This is a genomic window from Polynucleobacter sp. UB-Raua-W9 (assembly GCF_018687435.1).
Taxonomy (GTDB): domain Bacteria; phylum Pseudomonadota; class Gammaproteobacteria; order Burkholderiales; family Burkholderiaceae; genus Polynucleobacter.
Genome location: NZ_CP061290.1, coordinates 1301765 through 1317805, shown reverse-complemented (window position 1 = coordinate 1317805; position 16041 = coordinate 1301765). Strand labels below are relative to the sequence as shown.

The window sequence follows — 16041 nt, the reverse complement described above, 5'->3', positions numbered from 1 at the left end:
CATGGCTTCACCCCGTTTTGTTCATCTTCGCCTTCATTCCGAGTTTTCGATTACGGATGGCGTCGTTCGTATTGACGATGCCGTAGCAGCAGCTGTTAAAGATGAGATGGGCGCTTTAGCCCTGACCGATCTTAGTAATTTATTTGGTTTGGTGCGTTTTTATACTGCTGCTCGTTCTGGCGGTATCAAGCCAATTGCCGGGGCTGATGTTTGGGTGAGTAATCCCCAAGATCCAGATCAACCGCATCGCCTATTGCTTTTGGTGCAAAACCATTCGGGTTACTTAAATCTATGCGAGTTATTGAGTAGAGCTTCTTTAGATAATCAATCACGTGGTCGTGCTGAAGTTGACTCTAGATGGTTTAGTGAGCCTGCTGCAAAAGCTGAAGATAAAGCTAGCAATAAAACCCTTGCTTATGGATTAATAGCGCTTTCGGGTGCGCGCCACGGTGAAGTGGGTGGCGCTTTATTGGCTGGCCAAGAAGATCAAGCCAAGACTGCTGCAAGACGTTATGAAAAGCTATTCCCGAAGTCTTTCTATATCGAAGTGCAGCGAGGCGGCCATCAGCAGGATGAGAAGCAGCTCCAGCTAGCTTGCCATTTAGCTAGCGAACTCCAGTTGCCAGTGGTGGCGACCCACCCAGTGCAGTTCATGCAAAAGAGCGATTTCACGGCCCATGAGGCGCGGGTATGTATTGCTGAAGGTGAGTTACTGGGCAATCCAAGGCGTACTAAGAAATTTAATGACGAGCAATACTTCTTAACGCAAGCAGAAATGGAACAGCGTTTTGCAGATTTACCTGCCGCAATAGCGAACTCTGTAGAAATTGCCAAACGTTGCAATTTGTCGCTCGTACTCGGTCAACCGCGTCTGCCAGATTTTCCAACGCCCCCCGGTATTACGCTGGATGAATATTTACTGGCTCAATCCGAAGTTGGGTTAGAGCGTCACATGCAGCGTAATTTCCCCGACGCAGAAGAGCGTGCCCAAGAAATGCCACGTTATCACGAGCGTTTAGTGTTTGAGGTAAAGACGATTTCTCAAATGGGCTTCCCAGGCTACTTTTTGATCGTGGCGGACTTCATTAACTGGGCTAAAAATAATGGTGTACCCGTAGGCCCAGGTCGTGGATCTGGTGCGGGCTCCTTAGTGGCTTACTCTCTAGGCATTACTGATCTAGACCCACTGCGTTACAACCTCCTCTTTGAGCGCTTTTTAAATCCAGAGCGGGTATCAATGCCTGACTTTGATATCGACTTTTGCCAACACGGTCGTGACCGTGTAATTCAGTACGTTAAAGATAAATACGGCAAGGATGCGGTGAGTCAGATCGCTACCTTTGGAACGATGGCGGCGCGAGCTGCGATTCGGGACGTGGGGCGCGTTCTTGAGCAGGGCTATAACTTTGTGGATGGCATTGCTAAGCTTGTTCCAAATAAGCCAGGTCAGTACATGACGATTGAAATGGCCAAGAAAGAAGAGAAGCAATTAGCTGAGCGCGAGAAGAATGAAGATGAGGTGCGCCAGCTTCTTTCCCTTGCGCAGCAATTGGAAGGTATGACCCGTAACGTGGGTATGCATGCTGGCGGCGTGTTGATTGCTCCTGGGCGCTTAACGGATTTTTGTCCACTCTATACGCAGGAGAGTAAAGACCAAGACAGTAGTTCTGTCATCAGCCAGTTCGATAAAGATGACGTAGAGGCAATTGGCTTGGTGAAGTTCGACTTCTTGGGTTTAACTACGCTCACCATCCTAGCTGCAGCGGAGCGCTGGATTAAAACACTTCATGATGATCGCAAGGATTGGAGTATTAGTGATATTGCGCTCGATGATGAAAAAGCGTTTGATGTACTGAAGAGGGCTAATACGGTTGCTGTATTCCAGTTAGAAAGCCGCGGCATGCAGGGCATGCTTCGTGATGCAAAGCCGGATCGCTTTGAAGACATTATTGCCTTAGTAGCCCTGTATCGCCCAGGCCCAATGGACCTCATTCCGGACTTTATTGAACGTAAGCACGGTCGTCAAAAAGTGGAGTATCCAGATCCGCGGATTGAGCCTGTTCTGCGTGAAACCTACGGCATCATGGTTTACCAAGAGCAGGTGATGCAGATGGCACAGATGATTGGGGGCTACTCATTGGGCGGCGCTGATATGTTGCGCCGGGCGATGGGCAAGAAAAAACCTGAAGAGATGGCACAGCATCGCAAGATCTTTAGTGATGGTGCAAAAGCGGGCGGTATTAGCGAAGCCAAAGCGAATGAGATCTATGACTTAATGGAGCGCTTTGCAGGCTATGGATTTAATAAATCTCACGCTGCTGCCTATGCGCTCCTCGCTTATCAAACTGCCTGGCTCAAAGCTTACTACCCAGCAGAATTTATGGCGGCCAACTTATCGCTCGCGATGGATGACACCGATAAGGTAAAGATTCTGTATGACGATTGTTTGGCTAATCAGATTCGGGTTTTCTCACCCGATATCAACACGGGCGTATATGACTTCACGCCTTTACGTGCTCCAGATGCCGCTCCTGATTCACCGATTAGTCATATTCGTTATGGTCTAGGCGCTGTGAGGGGCACTGGTGAAGCAGCGATTGAAGCAATAGTGAAAGCGCGCGAGACTGGCGGCCCATTCAAGGACTTATTTGATTTCTGCGCAAGAGTAGATCGCCGCCAAGTCAATCGGCGAGCCATTGAGGCGCTCATGCGCTCCGGTGCATTTGATAGCCTCTATCGCGATTCAGTTCCTGTGGGCGGCAATCTGTATGACATTCGCTCCACCTTGCTCGCTTCTTTGGCAAGAGCAATTGAAGCTGCAGAACAAGCAGAGGCCTCGATTCATCAGGTCAGCTTGTTTGAATCTGCAGGCGAAGAGGATCGCCATCTCCCAGAGTTGGTACGTGAACCCATTTGGTCTGAGAAAAAACGCTTGCAAGAAGAAAAGACTTCTTTGGGACTTTGCCTAACGGGTCATATGTTTGATGCCTACCGTGATGAGACGGCGCATTTCATACGCCAGCCTTTAGCTAAAGTGGCCGAAGGTAAGGATCAATTGATTGCCGGCATTATTACTTCAGCACGCATGCTGACTGGCCAGCGTGGCCGCATGATGATTGCGACGATTGATGATGGCAGTGCTGCTATTGAGGTAACTCTTTATAGCGAAGTGTATGAACCCAATCGCTCCTGGCTTAAAGAAGATGAGATGCTGATTGCTAAGGTCAATGTCACGCCGGATAAATTCTCAGGTGGTATGCGAGTTGTTTCGGAGGCGGTGATGGATATTACGGGCGCACGTATGCGCTTTGCTCGTAATGTTCATGTTTGCATTGATTCGGCAATTGATTTAAAGACGCTGCGTAGTCAAATAGGCCCTTATTTAATGACCAATCGTGTACGTGACCCTAAGTTGGGCCCTACCCCACCAGCAATGCCAGGATCTAATGACGGCGTAAAAGGTTTGATGTTGACTGCCGCTGTAACTACCAATGGCGGGGCCTGCTTAATGCAGTTCCCAGAAGAATTGCGGATCTATCCTGATGACGCTTGTTTACACAGCCTAAATCAATTGCTGTCCTCTAAACAAAAAGACCCCGTTCAGGTTCAATACCACTAAGTCATTTTTATCGTTTGCTCAATTGCTGCAATCACTTGAGCCGGCTTTAATAAATCCAAGCATTCACTATAACTGTCGGCGTGATCAAGACAGCCTGCCTTTCGGCAAGGAACGCATTCACCAGGACCTTGCAAGATCGTGACATTACCAACAGTTTGGGTACGGGCATGCAATTGATAGGGTTGCTCGCCAATAAATCCATTAGGCCATGGGCCAAAGTTCGTTGGTGGAGTGGCGCCAAATAAAGTAATCGTAGGTGTGTTGCAAGCCGCTGCCAAATGGGTGATAGAGGTATCCACGCCAATGTATAAGGCGGCACCCCGTAATAAGGTGCCTGCTTGCGGTATTGACAGCTTGCCTGCAGTATTAATGACTTTTGCAGCAGTCTCATCTGTCAATAGGGATAGGATGTCGTGATTGAGTTGCATATCTTGCTTGGCAGGTGAGGCACTTAATACCACCTGGAACCCCTTGCTGACCAGCCAAGCGATGAGATGTTGCCAATATGCCAGCGGCCAGCGTTTGTATGCAGTGAGCGGCCCCGGATGAACCACTACATAGGGTTGCACCAGCGCATTAATAATTCCTGGAGTCAGCGCCTCACCCTCAGGAGGTGTTACAGAAGTGGGTTTGCTAAATAACTCAGATGGGTTTCTGAAGAAGATTTCGAGTAAGCGCAGCTTCTCAGCGATGACGTGTTGATTGAAGTAATCCACATCTACGGTATGCATACAGATGAGTTTCTTCCAAGCATTCTGCTTCTCACTTTTACTTCTCTTGGATTGATCTTTTGCGTCTTTGCCTTGGGGGTGGCCACCCAAAACACCGACTCTTCTGAGGGCGGCAACTAAGCCGTACACATATGCACGATCGCTAGGCTGAGTCACGATAGCTAAGTCGTAGCGCTGAAATAATCTATTGAAAAGGGAAAGGTATTCGCCAAAACCTGGTCGGTCTGAAGTTTCGATAATCTCGCTAATGTCAGGATTGCCATACAGCATATCGAGCTTACCGCGATAGCCCAAAAAATGAAACTCTGCATCAGGCCACAATTCTCTAGCTTTGCTAATCAGTGGAGTCGTGACCAGCACATCCCCAATTTGCCGAGTGGCAATAAAGAGCAGCTTTTTAGGTTTCAAGTCTGAATAAGCATTCATTTTCGAGCAGGCCATTACATTGCCTTCGCTAAAATTTTTTCACGAACACGACCAGCATTCTCAGCAGCATTACTTTGATCATTGATTTTATGAAAGAGATGTAATACTTCCGTTGCCCATGAGCCTGATTTACGAATAATGTGATGGCGTTGCAGGCGGAAGATGAAATCAGCATCTTCATGACCCCAGCCCGTCATAGCCTCATCAAAACCATTGATTGCCTCGGCATCTGCTTTCCAGCAGGCCATATTGCAACCTTTAATACGACGCCAAACAAATTTTTTGTAATCTCGCCATGAGCCATTTCCAAGTTTCATCTTGAGTGGCCAGTATTTATTGATGCCACCACTCAGGCGCTCAGCTAAAAGGCCAGTGCTAAAGCGTTGAAAGTCCCAATGCGGCCAAGTGATGAGCTCTTGAGTGAGTTTTTCATTAAGCAGCACTCGACTGCCGGTTACTAGATATCCCTCTTGCGCTAAGTCGCGATGACGCGCAACAAAATCGGGTTGCACAATACAATCCCCATCTAGAAAAATAAGGTAGTCACCATGTGCAGCAGCAATTGCTCGATTCAGAATGAGGGTTTTCCGAAAGCCTTGATCCTCTTGCCACAAATGTTCCGTTGGAATTAGGCAAGATTTTTTGAACTGCTCAATGACTTGCTTGGTACTATCGGTCGAGCCATCATCAGCAATGATGATCTCAAAATTGCGATCGGCTTGTGTAGCCAGGGACTCTAGGCAGAGCTTAAGTGCTTGCGGCCAGTTATAGGTGGCCAACAAAATCGAAATCATTTACTGGCGCCCTGATTCAGATGCCACAGCTTGATGTAACGATAGTAGGTGCCTTGGCCATTAGAGATGGCCAAGGCAAATCCTTGGGCACCATCTAAGAATCCAGCACGAATCACATAAGTGCGCAAGAATGCCCAGCAACCATGGAGCACTGCTTTTACAGGGCTACTCGTTTTGCCTTTAGCAAAAGCCTGCTCTGCAGAGGCAGTGGAATAACGATCTAACTTTTGTAGAACTTGGGAGTAGTTCATGAAGCTATAGTGCAGCATCGGATTTTTTAGTTTGGTCACTTGCCCCTGCGGAATTAACCTCTCATGTACTAGGTCATCTGAGAAGCGAGCGGTGCCACGCTTAAAAAGACGATCTACATAATCTGGGCTCCAGCCAGAATGGCGGATAAAGCGCCCGCAATACCAAGATAGCCGCGGAATGGCAAAGCAGTCCACATGGGCGTTGTGGTTTATGGTTGTCAGAATTTCAGTCCGAAGGGCAGGGGTTAGCCTCTCGTCAGCATCTAAAGATAGCACCCACTCACCAGTTGCCAGATCTAAAGAACGGTTCTTTTGGGGGCCAAAACCAGGCCAATCAGGCGGGCTGGCAATAATAGCTCTATAGTTTTTAGCTATCTCTAGGGTACGGTCATTGCTGGCCGTATCGACCACTACGATCTGTTGGGCAATACCCTCCAGGGAGGCTAGACAAGCGTCCAAATTGGCCTCTTCATTGCGGGTGATGAGTATGACTGATAAGGTGGGCATAATTCATTATATGAATGCTCAAGACCGTACTGCCCTAAATCGCTTAATTACCTATCTCAAGCCCCATATTCGGCTGATTCTTGGCTCTTTAGTGGCCATGGCCTTTGTGGCTGCTGCTGAGACCTCAATTCCGGCGCTAATGAAGCCTTTGCTTGATCGTGGTTTCACCGGTCAACTTAATAGCAAACTTTGGCAAGTCCCCGTTTTCTTAGTCGGCTTGGCAATGATCCGCAGCTTAGCCCAGTTCTTTTCTAACTATTTATTGTCAAAAGTTATTAATTCTGTTCTTCTCAAACTGCGCGAGCAAATGTTTGAAACATTGCTGCATGCGAGTACCACCTTTTTCCAAAAGAACTCTGCATCCAATTTAATTAACGCAGTAGTCTTTGAGGTAAATAATGTTCTGACCGTCATGGGTGGAATGTTGATCAGCTTAGTCCGAGATTCTCTCACGGTAGTGGGTTTAATGGCTTACCTAATTTATTTAAATTGGCAGTTAACACTCGTTGTGCTGGTAATTTTCCCAGTCATCGCCTACATCATGAGTAAGGTTAATCGGCGCCTCAGATCCTTAAATCGTGAACAGCAAACACTCACAAGTGATTTGGCATACATTGTTGAGGAGGCAGCTGCTGGCTATAAGATAGTGAAGGTTCATAGTGCCGAGCAATATGAGATGAATCGCTTTCTGGAAAAGGCGGAGCGTTTGCGCCAATTTGCCTTGAAGTCTGCAGTAGCAGGCGGCTTAAATCAACCAATCACTCAACTGATCGCATCGATGGCCTTGTCCGTGGTGCTGGTGATTGCTTTGATGCAGTCAGCCACGGAAGGAACAACGGTTGGAGGCTTTGCAGCTTTCATCACTGCAATGATGCTGGTGATTTCCCCCTTGAAACACTTGGCCGATATTAATCAACCTTTACAACGAGGCCTCACTGCGGCCGAGATGATTTTCGGGCTCATGGATCAACCCTTAGAAGAGGCCGAAGATCGTAGGGTCAATATGAAGTCCTTAGATAAAGCAAAAGGCGGTATTCGTTTTGAGGATGTTGGGTTCTCTTATCAACAAGAGATTGGTCGTCAAGACGCCTTGCGCGGAATTAATCTCGCTATCAAGCCAGGTGAAGTGGTGGCTTTTGTTGGGCCCTCTGGCGGCGGTAAATCTACCTTAGTCAATTTACTGCCTCGCTTCTTTAAGCCAACTAGCGGCCATATTTTCTTGGACGATATTCCTTTGGAAGATATTGTCTTAGCCGATGTCAGAAAACAAATCGCCTTTGTTAGTCAGGATGTGATTTTGTTTAACGATACGATTGCTGCAAACGTCGCCTATGGCGCTCCAGCTCAAGAGGGCATTGATCGCGGACGTGCGATTGAAGCTTTGGAGGCGGCCAACCTGGGTGCCCTTATGAAAGAGTTGCCAGAAGGCATTGATTCAATGATTGGCGATAACGGTAATCGCCTATCTGGCGGACAGCGTCAACGTCTGGCAATTGCTCGAGCTATTTATAAGAATGCCCCAATTTTGATCTTGGATGAGGCCACCTCTGCCTTAGATTCAGAGTCAGAGCGTCAAGTGCAAGATGCCCTAGATCGACTGATGGCCGGTAGAACTACTTTGGTCATTGCTCATCGCCTATCGACGATCGAACACGCTGATCGGATTGTGGTGCTTGAGCATGGTCAAATCGTCGAGAATGGCTCACATGAAGATTTAATCAAAAAAGATGGTCTGTATGCAAACTTGCACCGCATTCAGTTCTCAAACGCTTAAAGGGTAATTAACTCAGAACGATGTCGTACTGCTCTTGGCGAAAGCTACCCTCAGCTTGCAAAGTGATAGGTTTACCAATGAAGTCACCTAGTTGAGCCAAGAATTGGTTTTCTTCTTCCAGGAATAAATCAATCACATCGGGGGCGGCAACGATTCTAAATTCGCGAGGATTGAATTGACGATGCTCGCGCACAATTTCTCGCAAGATTTCATAGCAGATGGTTTGAGCAGTTTTGATCTCACCCTTACCCATACAAGTAGCGCATGGCTCACAGGTGATATGGGCTAGGGATTCGCGCGTACGTTTGCGGGTCATCTCCACCAGACCTAGAGCAGAAAACTCGCTGACTGAGGTGCGTGCATGGTCACGATCTAGATTACGTTTGAGCTCATGCAGAACGGATTCCTGATGGTCTTTGCCCAGCATGTCAATAAAGTCAATGATGATGATGCCGCCTAAATTGCGTAAACGCAGTTGACGGGCAATTGCTTGGGCCGCTTCTAAATTGGTTTTAAAAACGGTGTCATCTAAATTGCGTGCGCCAACATAGCTGCCCGTGTTCACATCAATCGTTGTCATGGACTCTGTCTGGTCAATCATGAGATAGCCGCCAGACTTGAGGTCCACTCTGCGACCCAAAGCTTTATTAATCTCGGCATCGACATCAAATAAGTCGAAAAGGGCGCGTTCACCCCGATGTAAGGTGAGTTTGCCCAAAAGGTTGGGCATATACAAATTGGTAAATGCTTTGAGCTTTTCAAAGTTCTCTGCAGAATCCACCCGAATTTGGGTCGTTTCTTCGCCAGCTACATCGCGCAAGACTCGTTCAGCAAGGCTTAGGTCTTGATAAAGTAGGCTGGGGGCAGCGTTGTGCTTCATGGCTTCCCGAATATTTTCCCAGGTAGTGCGTAAGTAATGCATGTCATGCTGAAGTTCGTAATCAGAGGCATCTTGAGCGCTGGTTCGCACAATAATGCCGCCTTTTTCATCTGCTGCCATCAGACCGGCAAGTCGAGTTTTAATGGCTTCGCGCTCCTCGGGTTGGTCGATGCGTTGAGATACGCCAATATATTTTTCGACGACAGGGTCGCTCCCTGCTGGTGGAAGGTAGACTAAATTGCGGCCAGCGATGCTGAGTTGGGTTGTTAGTCGAGCACCCTTAGTGCCCAGCGGATCTTTCAAGACTTGTACTAAGAGTGTTTGCCCCTCAAACAACAGCTTTTCTATTTGTGCTTGTGGATTGTTTTGGATGATGTCGGCAACGTGCATAAAAGCGGTGCGCTCAAGACCAATTTCAACAAATGCAGACTGCATGCCGGGAAGCACACGCACAACTTTAGCAAGATAGATGTTGCCGACAATGCCACGTTGGCGAGTGCGCTCGATTTGTAATTCTTGAACGGCGCCTTGTTGAATTAAGGCTACTCGCGTCTCTTGTGGGGTGATATTGATGAGGATTTCTTCATTCATATGCATGACACTTGAGCGCGCTTTAGAAGTTGTGCAGTTTCAAATATAGGTAGCCCCATGATACCGCTATAGCTCCCCTCAATTGAGGGAATGAATGCACCCCCAAGTCCCTGAATGCCATAGGCACCCGCCTTCCCAAAGGGTTCAGCACTAGCAATATAAGCATCGATCTGCTCTTGCGATAGATGGGCGAATTGAACTTTGGATACTTGCACTAAGCAAAGTGGCTTTTCGCTGGGGTTGACAGTGATGGCAACAGCAGTGAGAACTTCATGGGTTTTGCCGCTCAACAGATTTAAGATGCGCGCCGCATCAATTGCATCTACAGGTTTTCCTAAAATCTCACCTTCAAGACTATTGGGTAGACTCACAGCGGTGTCTGCACATAAGATCGGTGCCCATGCAAGATCGGTCTTTTGCCAACGTGTTAAAGCAGCAGCACTCTTCGCTAGGGTAACGCGCTCAACATAAGTCCGCGCTTTTTCATGGAGAAGGGGGGTTTCAATGCGCTCACTATCTTCGTCCGGAGTGGGCGCCAACATCTCAAAGCACACTCCCATTTGTTTTAATAGTTCTTGGCGGCGTGGACTTTGTGAGGCAAGGTAGATAAAAGAATGCAAAGAATTACTCACGATGGTAGGGGTGTCCCTGCAAAATAGTCCAAGCACGATAGAGCTGTTCAACCAGCAGCACTCTTGCCATTGCATGCGGCAAGGTAAGGCTAGAAAGTCGCCATATAGATTGTGTATTGGTCTTAAGGCTGGCATCAAGACCATCAGCGCCACCAATCAAGAAGGTCATATCAAAACCCTCTTGGCGCCATGAAGCCAACTGGTTAGCTAGGTCTTGCGTTGTTTGATCTTTGCCGCGCTCATCAAGAGCAATGACTCTTGAGCCTTTTGGAATAGCAGCAACTATCTTGATGGCTTCTTTGGCTGGGGTGAGATCGGGTTTGATCTCCTTAATTTCAATACTGCAATCTACCGGCATCCGTTTGACATAGTCATGCGTTGCTGAGGTAACCCAATCGGGCATTTTGTGACCAACAGAAACAATGGTTAGGCGCATTGACTAGTAAATCAATTATGGGGAAGTTATTTATTCGTCGTCTTCAAGTTCGCTGGCTTTTATTAGCCCTTTGCTACCAGCCAACTTGACGCGCACCGGCTTTGCACCCCACATACCCTCTAACTGATAGTAGGAGCGCAGCATCGGCTGCAAGATATGGACAACGATATCACCGCAATCAACCAAGACCCATTCACCAGTTTCCAATCCTTCAATGGAGATGACCTCACCACCTTTGGCATTGACATCCTCTTTGACAGACATTGCCAGTGATCGTGTTTGGCGGTTGCTTGAACCGGTGGCAATGATCACGCGATCAAATAGCTCGCTTAGTTTTGTGGTGTCATAAACGCGAATATCCTGCGCTTTAACATCTTCGAGTGCATCAATAATGACGCGTTGTAATTTACGTAATTCCATAGTCTTTCAGTGATATTTCTTTAGTATTTAAGGTGATCTTAGCTTGATTACTGGTACAGGCCCAGATTTGTAATGATTTGCAGGGTGTGAGATGAAATTTGCTCTGACTCAATCTGCCCTCGGGCAGGAGTTTTAAGGCGATTGCGCAGATCGGTAGAGGAGAGGTCGACTGATAGGCTTTCATCAATATAGATGAGGCCTGCCGGCTGATTTTCAAGGGCTGCTGGGTCTAATATTTGATGGACTTTTAGTAATTCTTTAATCTCAGGGCTCATCTCAGCATCCAGATCGTAATGCGGCCGACTCGTCACTGCAAAGTGCATAAATTTAAACAAATCACGCCAAGAGTTCCAGCTTGGAAGATGAATGAGTGAATCTACACCCGTCAGCCAAATGAGGCTTGCTTCAGGGCCAAAGCGCTCACGTAGCGATTTAGCAGTGTCAATGCTGTAGCTTGGGCCTGCGCGTTCTATCTCAATTCGGTCAACCCCAATGCGGGTTGGAATTTTTAAATATAAGAATGCTCTGGCTAGATCTATAGCGGCAGCTTCTGTCAGTTGAAAGCGAATTTCTGCCGGCGTAATGTCTGAGCCTTTTTGCCATGGTTCACCACTGGGTATTAGCAGTAATTCATCTAATTGCAGCATTTCTGCGAAATGGCTTGCTAGTTTTAAGTGGCCTACGTGGGGTGGGTCAAAAGTTCCCCCTAGGATGCCAATTTTCTGAATGGTACTCAAGCTAACCAATCGCGCGGTTTGAGATAGTAATCATATAGCTTGGCCTCAGGTGTGCCGGGCTTGGGTTGCCAGTTGTACCACCACTGGACCACTGGCGGCATCGACATCAAGATCGATTCTGTTCGGCCACCAGAATGAAGTCCGAAGATAGTGCCACGGTCAAAGATAAGATTGTATTCAACATAGCGACCTCGACGGTATTCTTGAAATGATTTTTCTTCGGAGGTGAATGCATCTTGATAGCGGCGCTGCACGATTGGTAGATAGGCGCTAATGAATGCATCACCTACGGCGCGAGTCATTGCAAAGCTTTGCTCAAAACCCAGCTCATGAAAGTCATCAAAGAATACTCCCCCAATACCGCGCGGTTCTTCACGATGCTTGAGGTAGAAATACTCATCGCACCATTTTTTAAAGCGTGGATAAAGCGCCTCACCAAATGGATCCAATGCATCTTTGGCGGACTGATGAAAGTGTTTACAGTCTTCATCAATGCCGTAATAAGGAGTGAGGTCAAAGCCCCCACCAAACCACCATACCGGCTCTTTATCTGGAGCTTGCGCAATAAAGCAGCGCACATTCATATGGGTGGTGGGCACTTTAGGATTATTTGGATGAAAGACAAGCGATACTCCCATTGCCTCAAAGCTGCGACCAGCCAGTTCAGGGCGGTGATGTGAAGCAGAGGGGGGCATTTGATCGCCGCGGACGTGTGAAAAGCCAACCCCACCTTTTTCTAAAATATTGCCACCATCCAAAATGCAGGTGCGGCCATAACCCTTAAGTTTGCTGTCTTCGGGTTTATGCCATTCATCGGCCATAAAAGCTTTGCCATCGAGTGCACTCATCGCAGCTGTGATGCGATCTTGTAGGCCTAAAAAATAATCCTTTAAGGCTGTGATATCAATTTGAGTGTGCTGTGTTGACAAGGGAGTGGCTTTGGATGGACTTATTTAATGGCGCGGTAGCCAATATCTTTACGATATTGCATGCCGTCAAACTGAATTTGCTTAATGACTTCATAAGCTTTTTGCTGAGCGCCACGAACAGTATCTGCAAGACCTACGACACACAACACACGACCACCAGAGGTAACTACTTTGCCATCTTGCAATTTAGTGCCAGCGTGAAAAGTGATTTGATCTTCGGTATCGATAGGAATGCCGGTAATGACATCACCGTGACGAGGAGTATCTGGATAGCGATGGGCTGCAAGAACCACGCCTAAGGCCGTGCGACGATCCCATTCTAAATCGACTTCATTGAGCTTGCCATCTATGGCGTGATCCAAGACATTCACCAGGTTGCTACGCAAGCGAGCCATAATGGGTTGTGTTTCTGGGTCACCCATACGGCAATTAAATTCTAAAGTTTTGATCTTGCCGTCTGGCGCAATCATTAAGCCGGCATATAAAAAGCCTGTGTACGGAATGCCATCAGATTCCATACCTTTGACCGTTGGCATGATCACTTCACGCATGGCGCGAGCATGGATTTCTGGTGTAACAACCGGGGCGGGGGAGTAAGCACCCATGCCGCCAGTATTGGGACCTTGATCGGCATCGAGTAAACGCTTGTGATCTTGACTTGTTGCTAAAGCAAGAACGTTCTTGCCGTCAACGAGCACAATAAAACTGGCTTCCTCACCAGTCAGAAACTCCTCAATGACAACACGTGCACCAGCATTACCCAGTTTGTTATCAGCCAGCATCATGTCTACGGCGGTGTGCGCTTCATCTAAGTTCATCGCCACTACAACGCCTTTGCCTGCAGCAAGACCATCCGCTTTGATCACGATTGGTGCACCTTTAGCATCAATGTATGCATGAGCTTCAAGAGCGCTAGAAAAGGTTTGGTAATCCGCAGTCGGAATACCATGACGCTTCATAAATGCCTTGGAAAAATCTTTAGATGATTCCAATTGCGCTGCTAGTTGTGTTGGACCAAAAATACGCAAACCATTATTACGGAAGACATCCACAATGCCAGCAGCCAATGGAGCCTCCGGCCCAACTACAGTGAGATGTATTTTTTCGCGTTTGGCAAAATCAGCCAGCTCTTGCAGATCGGTGATGGGTAGATTCTCGATACCAACAGCAGTTTTTTTAGCGGTGGCAGTCCCGCCATTGCCTGGTGCCACATAAACAGTTTGTACTTGAGGTGATTGCGCAAGTTTCCATGCTAATGCATGTTCGCGTCCACCGGATCCAATGAGAAGAATTTTCATAGCGAGTTGTGACTCAAGTAAGTAAGAGGGTTACAGGGCGGCGTTCGTAAAGACATCTTGAACGTCGTCTAAATTTTCAAGAGCATCTAGTAGTTTTTGCATACCTTCTGCTTGATCACCTTCTAAGGCAATCTCAGTTTCAGGGCGCATCGCAACAGTAGCCAATTCGGGCTTGAGACCTGCTTGATGAATAGCATCTTGTACCTTGGTGAAATCTGGCACTGGTGTAAGCACCTCAAAAGAGCCATCTTCATGGGTAATGACATCTTCAGCGCCAGCATCTAGTGCAACTTCCATGAGTTGATCTTCGCTGGTGCCTGGTGCAAATAGCATTTGGCCACAATGCTTAAACAGGAAAGCAACTGATCCCTCGGTACCCATATTGCCCCCATTTTTATTAAAGGCATGGCGAACTTCTGCAACGGTGCGCGTGCGGTTATCGGTAAGGCAGTCAACAATAATGGCAGCGCCATTGATGCCGTAACCTTCATAACGAATCTCTTCGTAGTTCACGCCTTCGAGTGAGCCTGTGCCCCTTTGAATTGCCCTTTGCACATTATCGTTAGGCATATTGGAGTCTTTAGCCTTATCGATAGCCAAGCGCAAACGCGGATTGGTTGCAACATCGCCGCCACCCAATTTGGCAGCAACAGTAATTTCTTTAATGAGTTTGGTCCAAATCTTGCCGCGTTTTTCGTCTTGACGACCCTTGCGGTGCTGAATATTGGCCCATTTCGAGTGGCCGGCCATACAGGTAATTCCTTTTATTAATTTGGCTAGAAGTCTTCATTTTAAGGTCTTCTAGACCAAAGGTAGAGGCTTACTAGCCATTTTTTGTTACACTCTCATGTCTTAGCAGTAACAAAGTGTCAAAGTTAAGCAGAATTTCCACTGCAAACACCTGCCTCGGTGATGGAATTGGTAGACGTGCCGGACTCAAAATCCGGTGCCGCAAGGCGTGGCGGTTCGAGTCCGCCCCGAGGCACCACTCAAATGACGATTTAGCCTTTGAGCCCCAAATTCTTAAATTTCGTACGAATCTGATTCATTGTTCATCGCTTGCTCGACGATTTTCTTTGTCAAGGTTGGGGAGAAGAGTTCAATGAAGGTGTAAACAAAAGAGCGCAGATAAGCGCCTTGCTTGACGCCAAGATGCGTCACGTTGTTACCAAATAAATGGCCTGCCGGAATGACTTTCAGATTGCGATCCCTCTCAGGATCATAGGCGTGACCTGCGACGATACCGATGCCCATGCCAGTTTCAACATAGGTTTTAATGACGTCCGCATCAATTGCTTCCAAAATAATATCGGGACTTAAGTTGCGCTGGGAAAAGGCAGCGTCAATTTTGCTGCGACCGGCAAATGCTTTGTCATAAGTGATGATTGGATATTTAGCAATTTCTTCTAGAGTCGCCGTAGCTTGGTTTAGTAGAGGGTGGCTTAAGGGCACCATGACAACGTGTTGCCATTGATATCCCGGAAGCGCAAGGACCCCTGGTGTATTCGCAATACCTTCGGTGGCGATGGCGATATCGGCGCGATCATGAATGAGTAGCTCAGCAATTTGTCCAGGGCTACCTTGCTGAATGCTGACGCGTACTTTTGGAAAGCGCTTAGTGAACTCAGTAAGCACTTTAGGGAGTGCGTAGCGAGCTTGTGTATGCGTTGTAGCAATCACAAAGTTACCTTGGTCTTGACTCGCAAAATCCTTGCCAACACGCCTTAAGGTTTCTACTTCATCCAAAATGCGCTCAATAGAGCTCAGAATTCTTTTTCCTGGTTCGGTAAGTGAGCGAATTCGTTTGCCGTGGCGACGAAAGATCTCTACACCCAATTCATCTTCCAGCTCAATAATGGCTTTGGATACTCCGGGCTGCGAGGTGAAGAGCGCCTTAGCGGCGGTTGTCAGATTGAAGTTTTGTCTAACTGCTTCGCGCACAAAGCGGAATTGATGAAGATTCATATGGATTCCTAGCTATATATCAACAGAGATATAGGAATTAAATTCTAAATG

The 16041-nt window shown here is 47.4% G+C and carries 13 protein-coding genes, 1 tRNA gene and 1 pseudogene; 3 read left to right on the top strand and 12 right to left on the bottom strand.

Going from position 1 to position 16041, the window contains the following annotated elements:
* The first annotated feature begins 1 nt into the window (after position 1).
* Positions 2-3619, top strand: a complete 3618-nt coding sequence (gene dnaE, locus AOC07_RS06740; RefSeq protein ID WP_215357224.1) for a DNA polymerase III subunit alpha — start codon at positions 2-4, stop codon at positions 3617-3619.
* On the opposite strand, the gene AOC07_RS06735 is transcribed toward dnaE, so the two are convergent.
* From AOC07_RS06735 to AOC07_RS06725, 3 genes are read right to left on the bottom strand one after another with little or no spacing between them, the layout of a single operon-like run.
* Complete coding sequence (locus tag AOC07_RS06735; RefSeq protein WP_251371653.1) at positions 3616-4791, bottom strand: glycosyltransferase family 9 protein; 1176 nt, start codon at positions 4789-4791, stop codon at positions 3616-3618. The genes dnaE and AOC07_RS06735 overlap by 4 nt on opposite strands.
* The gene (locus AOC07_RS06730) at positions 4791-5570 is read right to left on the bottom strand and encodes a glycosyltransferase family 2 protein (RefSeq protein ID WP_215357223.1); all 780 of its coding nucleotides are present in this window, start codon (positions 5568-5570) and stop codon (positions 4791-4793) included. The genes AOC07_RS06735 and AOC07_RS06730 overlap by 1 nt, the downstream gene beginning before the upstream one ends.
* Positions 5567-6328, bottom strand: coding sequence for a glycosyltransferase family 2 protein (locus tag AOC07_RS06725; RefSeq protein ID WP_215292510.1), 762 nt, complete (start codon positions 6326-6328; stop codon positions 5567-5569). The genes AOC07_RS06730 and AOC07_RS06725 overlap by 4 nt, the downstream gene beginning before the upstream one ends.
* Before the next feature lie 10 nt (positions 6329-6338).
* Between AOC07_RS06725 and msbA the strand changes: the two genes are divergently transcribed.
* On the top strand, positions 6339-8102 hold the full coding sequence (gene msbA / locus AOC07_RS06720; protein WP_215292508.1) for a lipid A export permease/ATP-binding protein MsbA: 1764 nt from the start codon (positions 6339-6341) through the stop codon (positions 8100-8102).
* 7 nt (positions 8103-8109) lie between these two features.
* On the opposite strand, the gene rng is transcribed toward msbA, so the two are convergent.
* The 8 genes and pseudogenes from rng to AOC07_RS06680 all read right to left on the bottom strand — a co-directional run bounded on the left by rng (position 8110) and on the right by AOC07_RS06680 (position 14775).
* Entirely contained in the window at positions 8110-9573 is a 1464-nt protein-coding gene (gene rng, locus AOC07_RS06715; protein WP_215357222.1) for a ribonuclease G, read from the bottom strand.
* Positions 9570-10193, bottom strand: a complete 624-nt coding sequence (locus AOC07_RS06710; RefSeq protein WP_256437859.1) for a nucleoside triphosphate pyrophosphatase — start codon at positions 10191-10193, stop codon at positions 9570-9572. Before AOC07_RS06710 ends, rng begins: the two co-directional genes overlap by 4 nt.
* A 4-nt stretch (positions 10194-10197) precedes the next feature.
* On the bottom strand, positions 10198-10641 hold the full coding sequence (rlmH, locus tag AOC07_RS06705) for a 23S rRNA (pseudouridine(1915)-N(3))-methyltransferase RlmH (RefSeq protein ID WP_215292504.1): 444 nt from the start codon (positions 10639-10641) through the stop codon (positions 10198-10200).
* 33 nt (positions 10642-10674) lie between these two features.
* Positions 10675-11061 (bottom strand): annotated as a pseudogene (gene rsfS, locus AOC07_RS06700) (ribosome silencing factor); the annotation flags it as partial.
* Between the two features lie 47 nt (positions 11062-11108).
* On the bottom strand, positions 11109-11798 hold the full coding sequence (locus AOC07_RS06695) for a nicotinate-nucleotide adenylyltransferase (RefSeq protein ID WP_215292500.1): 690 nt from the start codon (positions 11796-11798) through the stop codon (positions 11109-11111).
* Positions 11795-12706, bottom strand: a complete 912-nt coding sequence (gene hemF / locus AOC07_RS06690; RefSeq protein WP_215358505.1) for an oxygen-dependent coproporphyrinogen oxidase — start codon at positions 12704-12706, stop codon at positions 11795-11797. The genes AOC07_RS06695 and hemF overlap by 4 nt, the downstream gene beginning before the upstream one ends.
* Positions 12707-12747: 41 nt before the next feature.
* Positions 12748-14025 (bottom strand): phosphoribosylamine--glycine ligase, encoded by a 1278-nt coding sequence (gene purD / locus AOC07_RS06685; RefSeq protein WP_215357220.1) that lies wholly within the window; start codon positions 14023-14025, stop codon positions 12748-12750.
* 30 nt (positions 14026-14055) lie between these two features.
* On the bottom strand, positions 14056-14775 hold the full coding sequence (locus AOC07_RS06680; RefSeq protein WP_215292496.1) for a YebC/PmpR family DNA-binding transcriptional regulator: 720 nt from the start codon (positions 14773-14775) through the stop codon (positions 14056-14058).
* Between the two features lie 153 nt (positions 14776-14928).
* On the opposite strand from AOC07_RS06680, the gene AOC07_RS06675 reads away from it, so the two are divergent.
* Positions 14929-15013: transfer RNA gene (locus AOC07_RS06675), tRNA-Leu, on the top strand.
* A 35-nt stretch (positions 15014-15048) separates the two neighbouring features.
* Here the strand turns inward: AOC07_RS06675 and AOC07_RS06670 are convergent.
* Positions 15049-15990, bottom strand: coding sequence for a CysB family HTH-type transcriptional regulator (locus tag AOC07_RS06670; protein WP_215357218.1), 942 nt, complete (start codon positions 15988-15990; stop codon positions 15049-15051).
* Between the last annotated feature and the right edge of the window lie 51 nt (positions 15991-16041).

Excerpts from the sequence above, each read along its gene's own strand:
- rlmH (WP_215292504.1), bottom strand. The coding sequence starts at position 10,641 with ATGCGCCTAACCATTGTTTCTGTTGGTCACAAAATGCCCGATTGGGTT.
- purD (WP_215357220.1), bottom strand. The coding sequence starts at position 14,025 with ATGAAAATTCTTCTCATTGGATCCGGTGGACGCGAACATGCATTAGCA.
- msbA (WP_215292508.1), top strand. The coding sequence starts at position 6,339 with ATGAATGCTCAAGACCGTACTGCCCTAAATCGCTTAATTACCTATCTC.
- AOC07_RS06730 (WP_215357223.1), bottom strand. The coding sequence starts at position 5,570 with ATGATTTCGATTTTGTTGGCCACCTATAACTGGCCGCAAGCACTTAAG.
- dnaE (WP_215357224.1), top strand. The coding sequence starts at position 2 with ATGGCTTCACCCCGTTTTGTTCATCTTCGCCTTCATTCCGAGTTTTCG.
- rng (WP_215357222.1), bottom strand. The coding sequence starts at position 9,573 with ATGAATGAAGAAATCCTCATCAATATCACCCCACAAGAGACGCGAGTA.
- AOC07_RS06680 (WP_215292496.1), bottom strand. The coding sequence starts at position 14,775 with ATGGCCGGCCACTCGAAATGGGCCAATATTCAGCACCGCAAGGGTCGT.
- AOC07_RS06670 (WP_215357218.1), bottom strand. The coding sequence starts at position 15,990 with ATGAATCTTCATCAATTCCGCTTTGTGCGCGAAGCAGTTAGACAAAAC.
- AOC07_RS06735 (WP_251371653.1), bottom strand. The coding sequence starts at position 4,791 with ATGGCCTGCTCGAAAATGAATGCTTATTCAGACTTGAAACCTAAAAAG.
- AOC07_RS06725 (WP_215292510.1), bottom strand. The coding sequence starts at position 6,328 with ATGCCCACCTTATCAGTCATACTCATCACCCGCAATGAAGAGGCCAAT.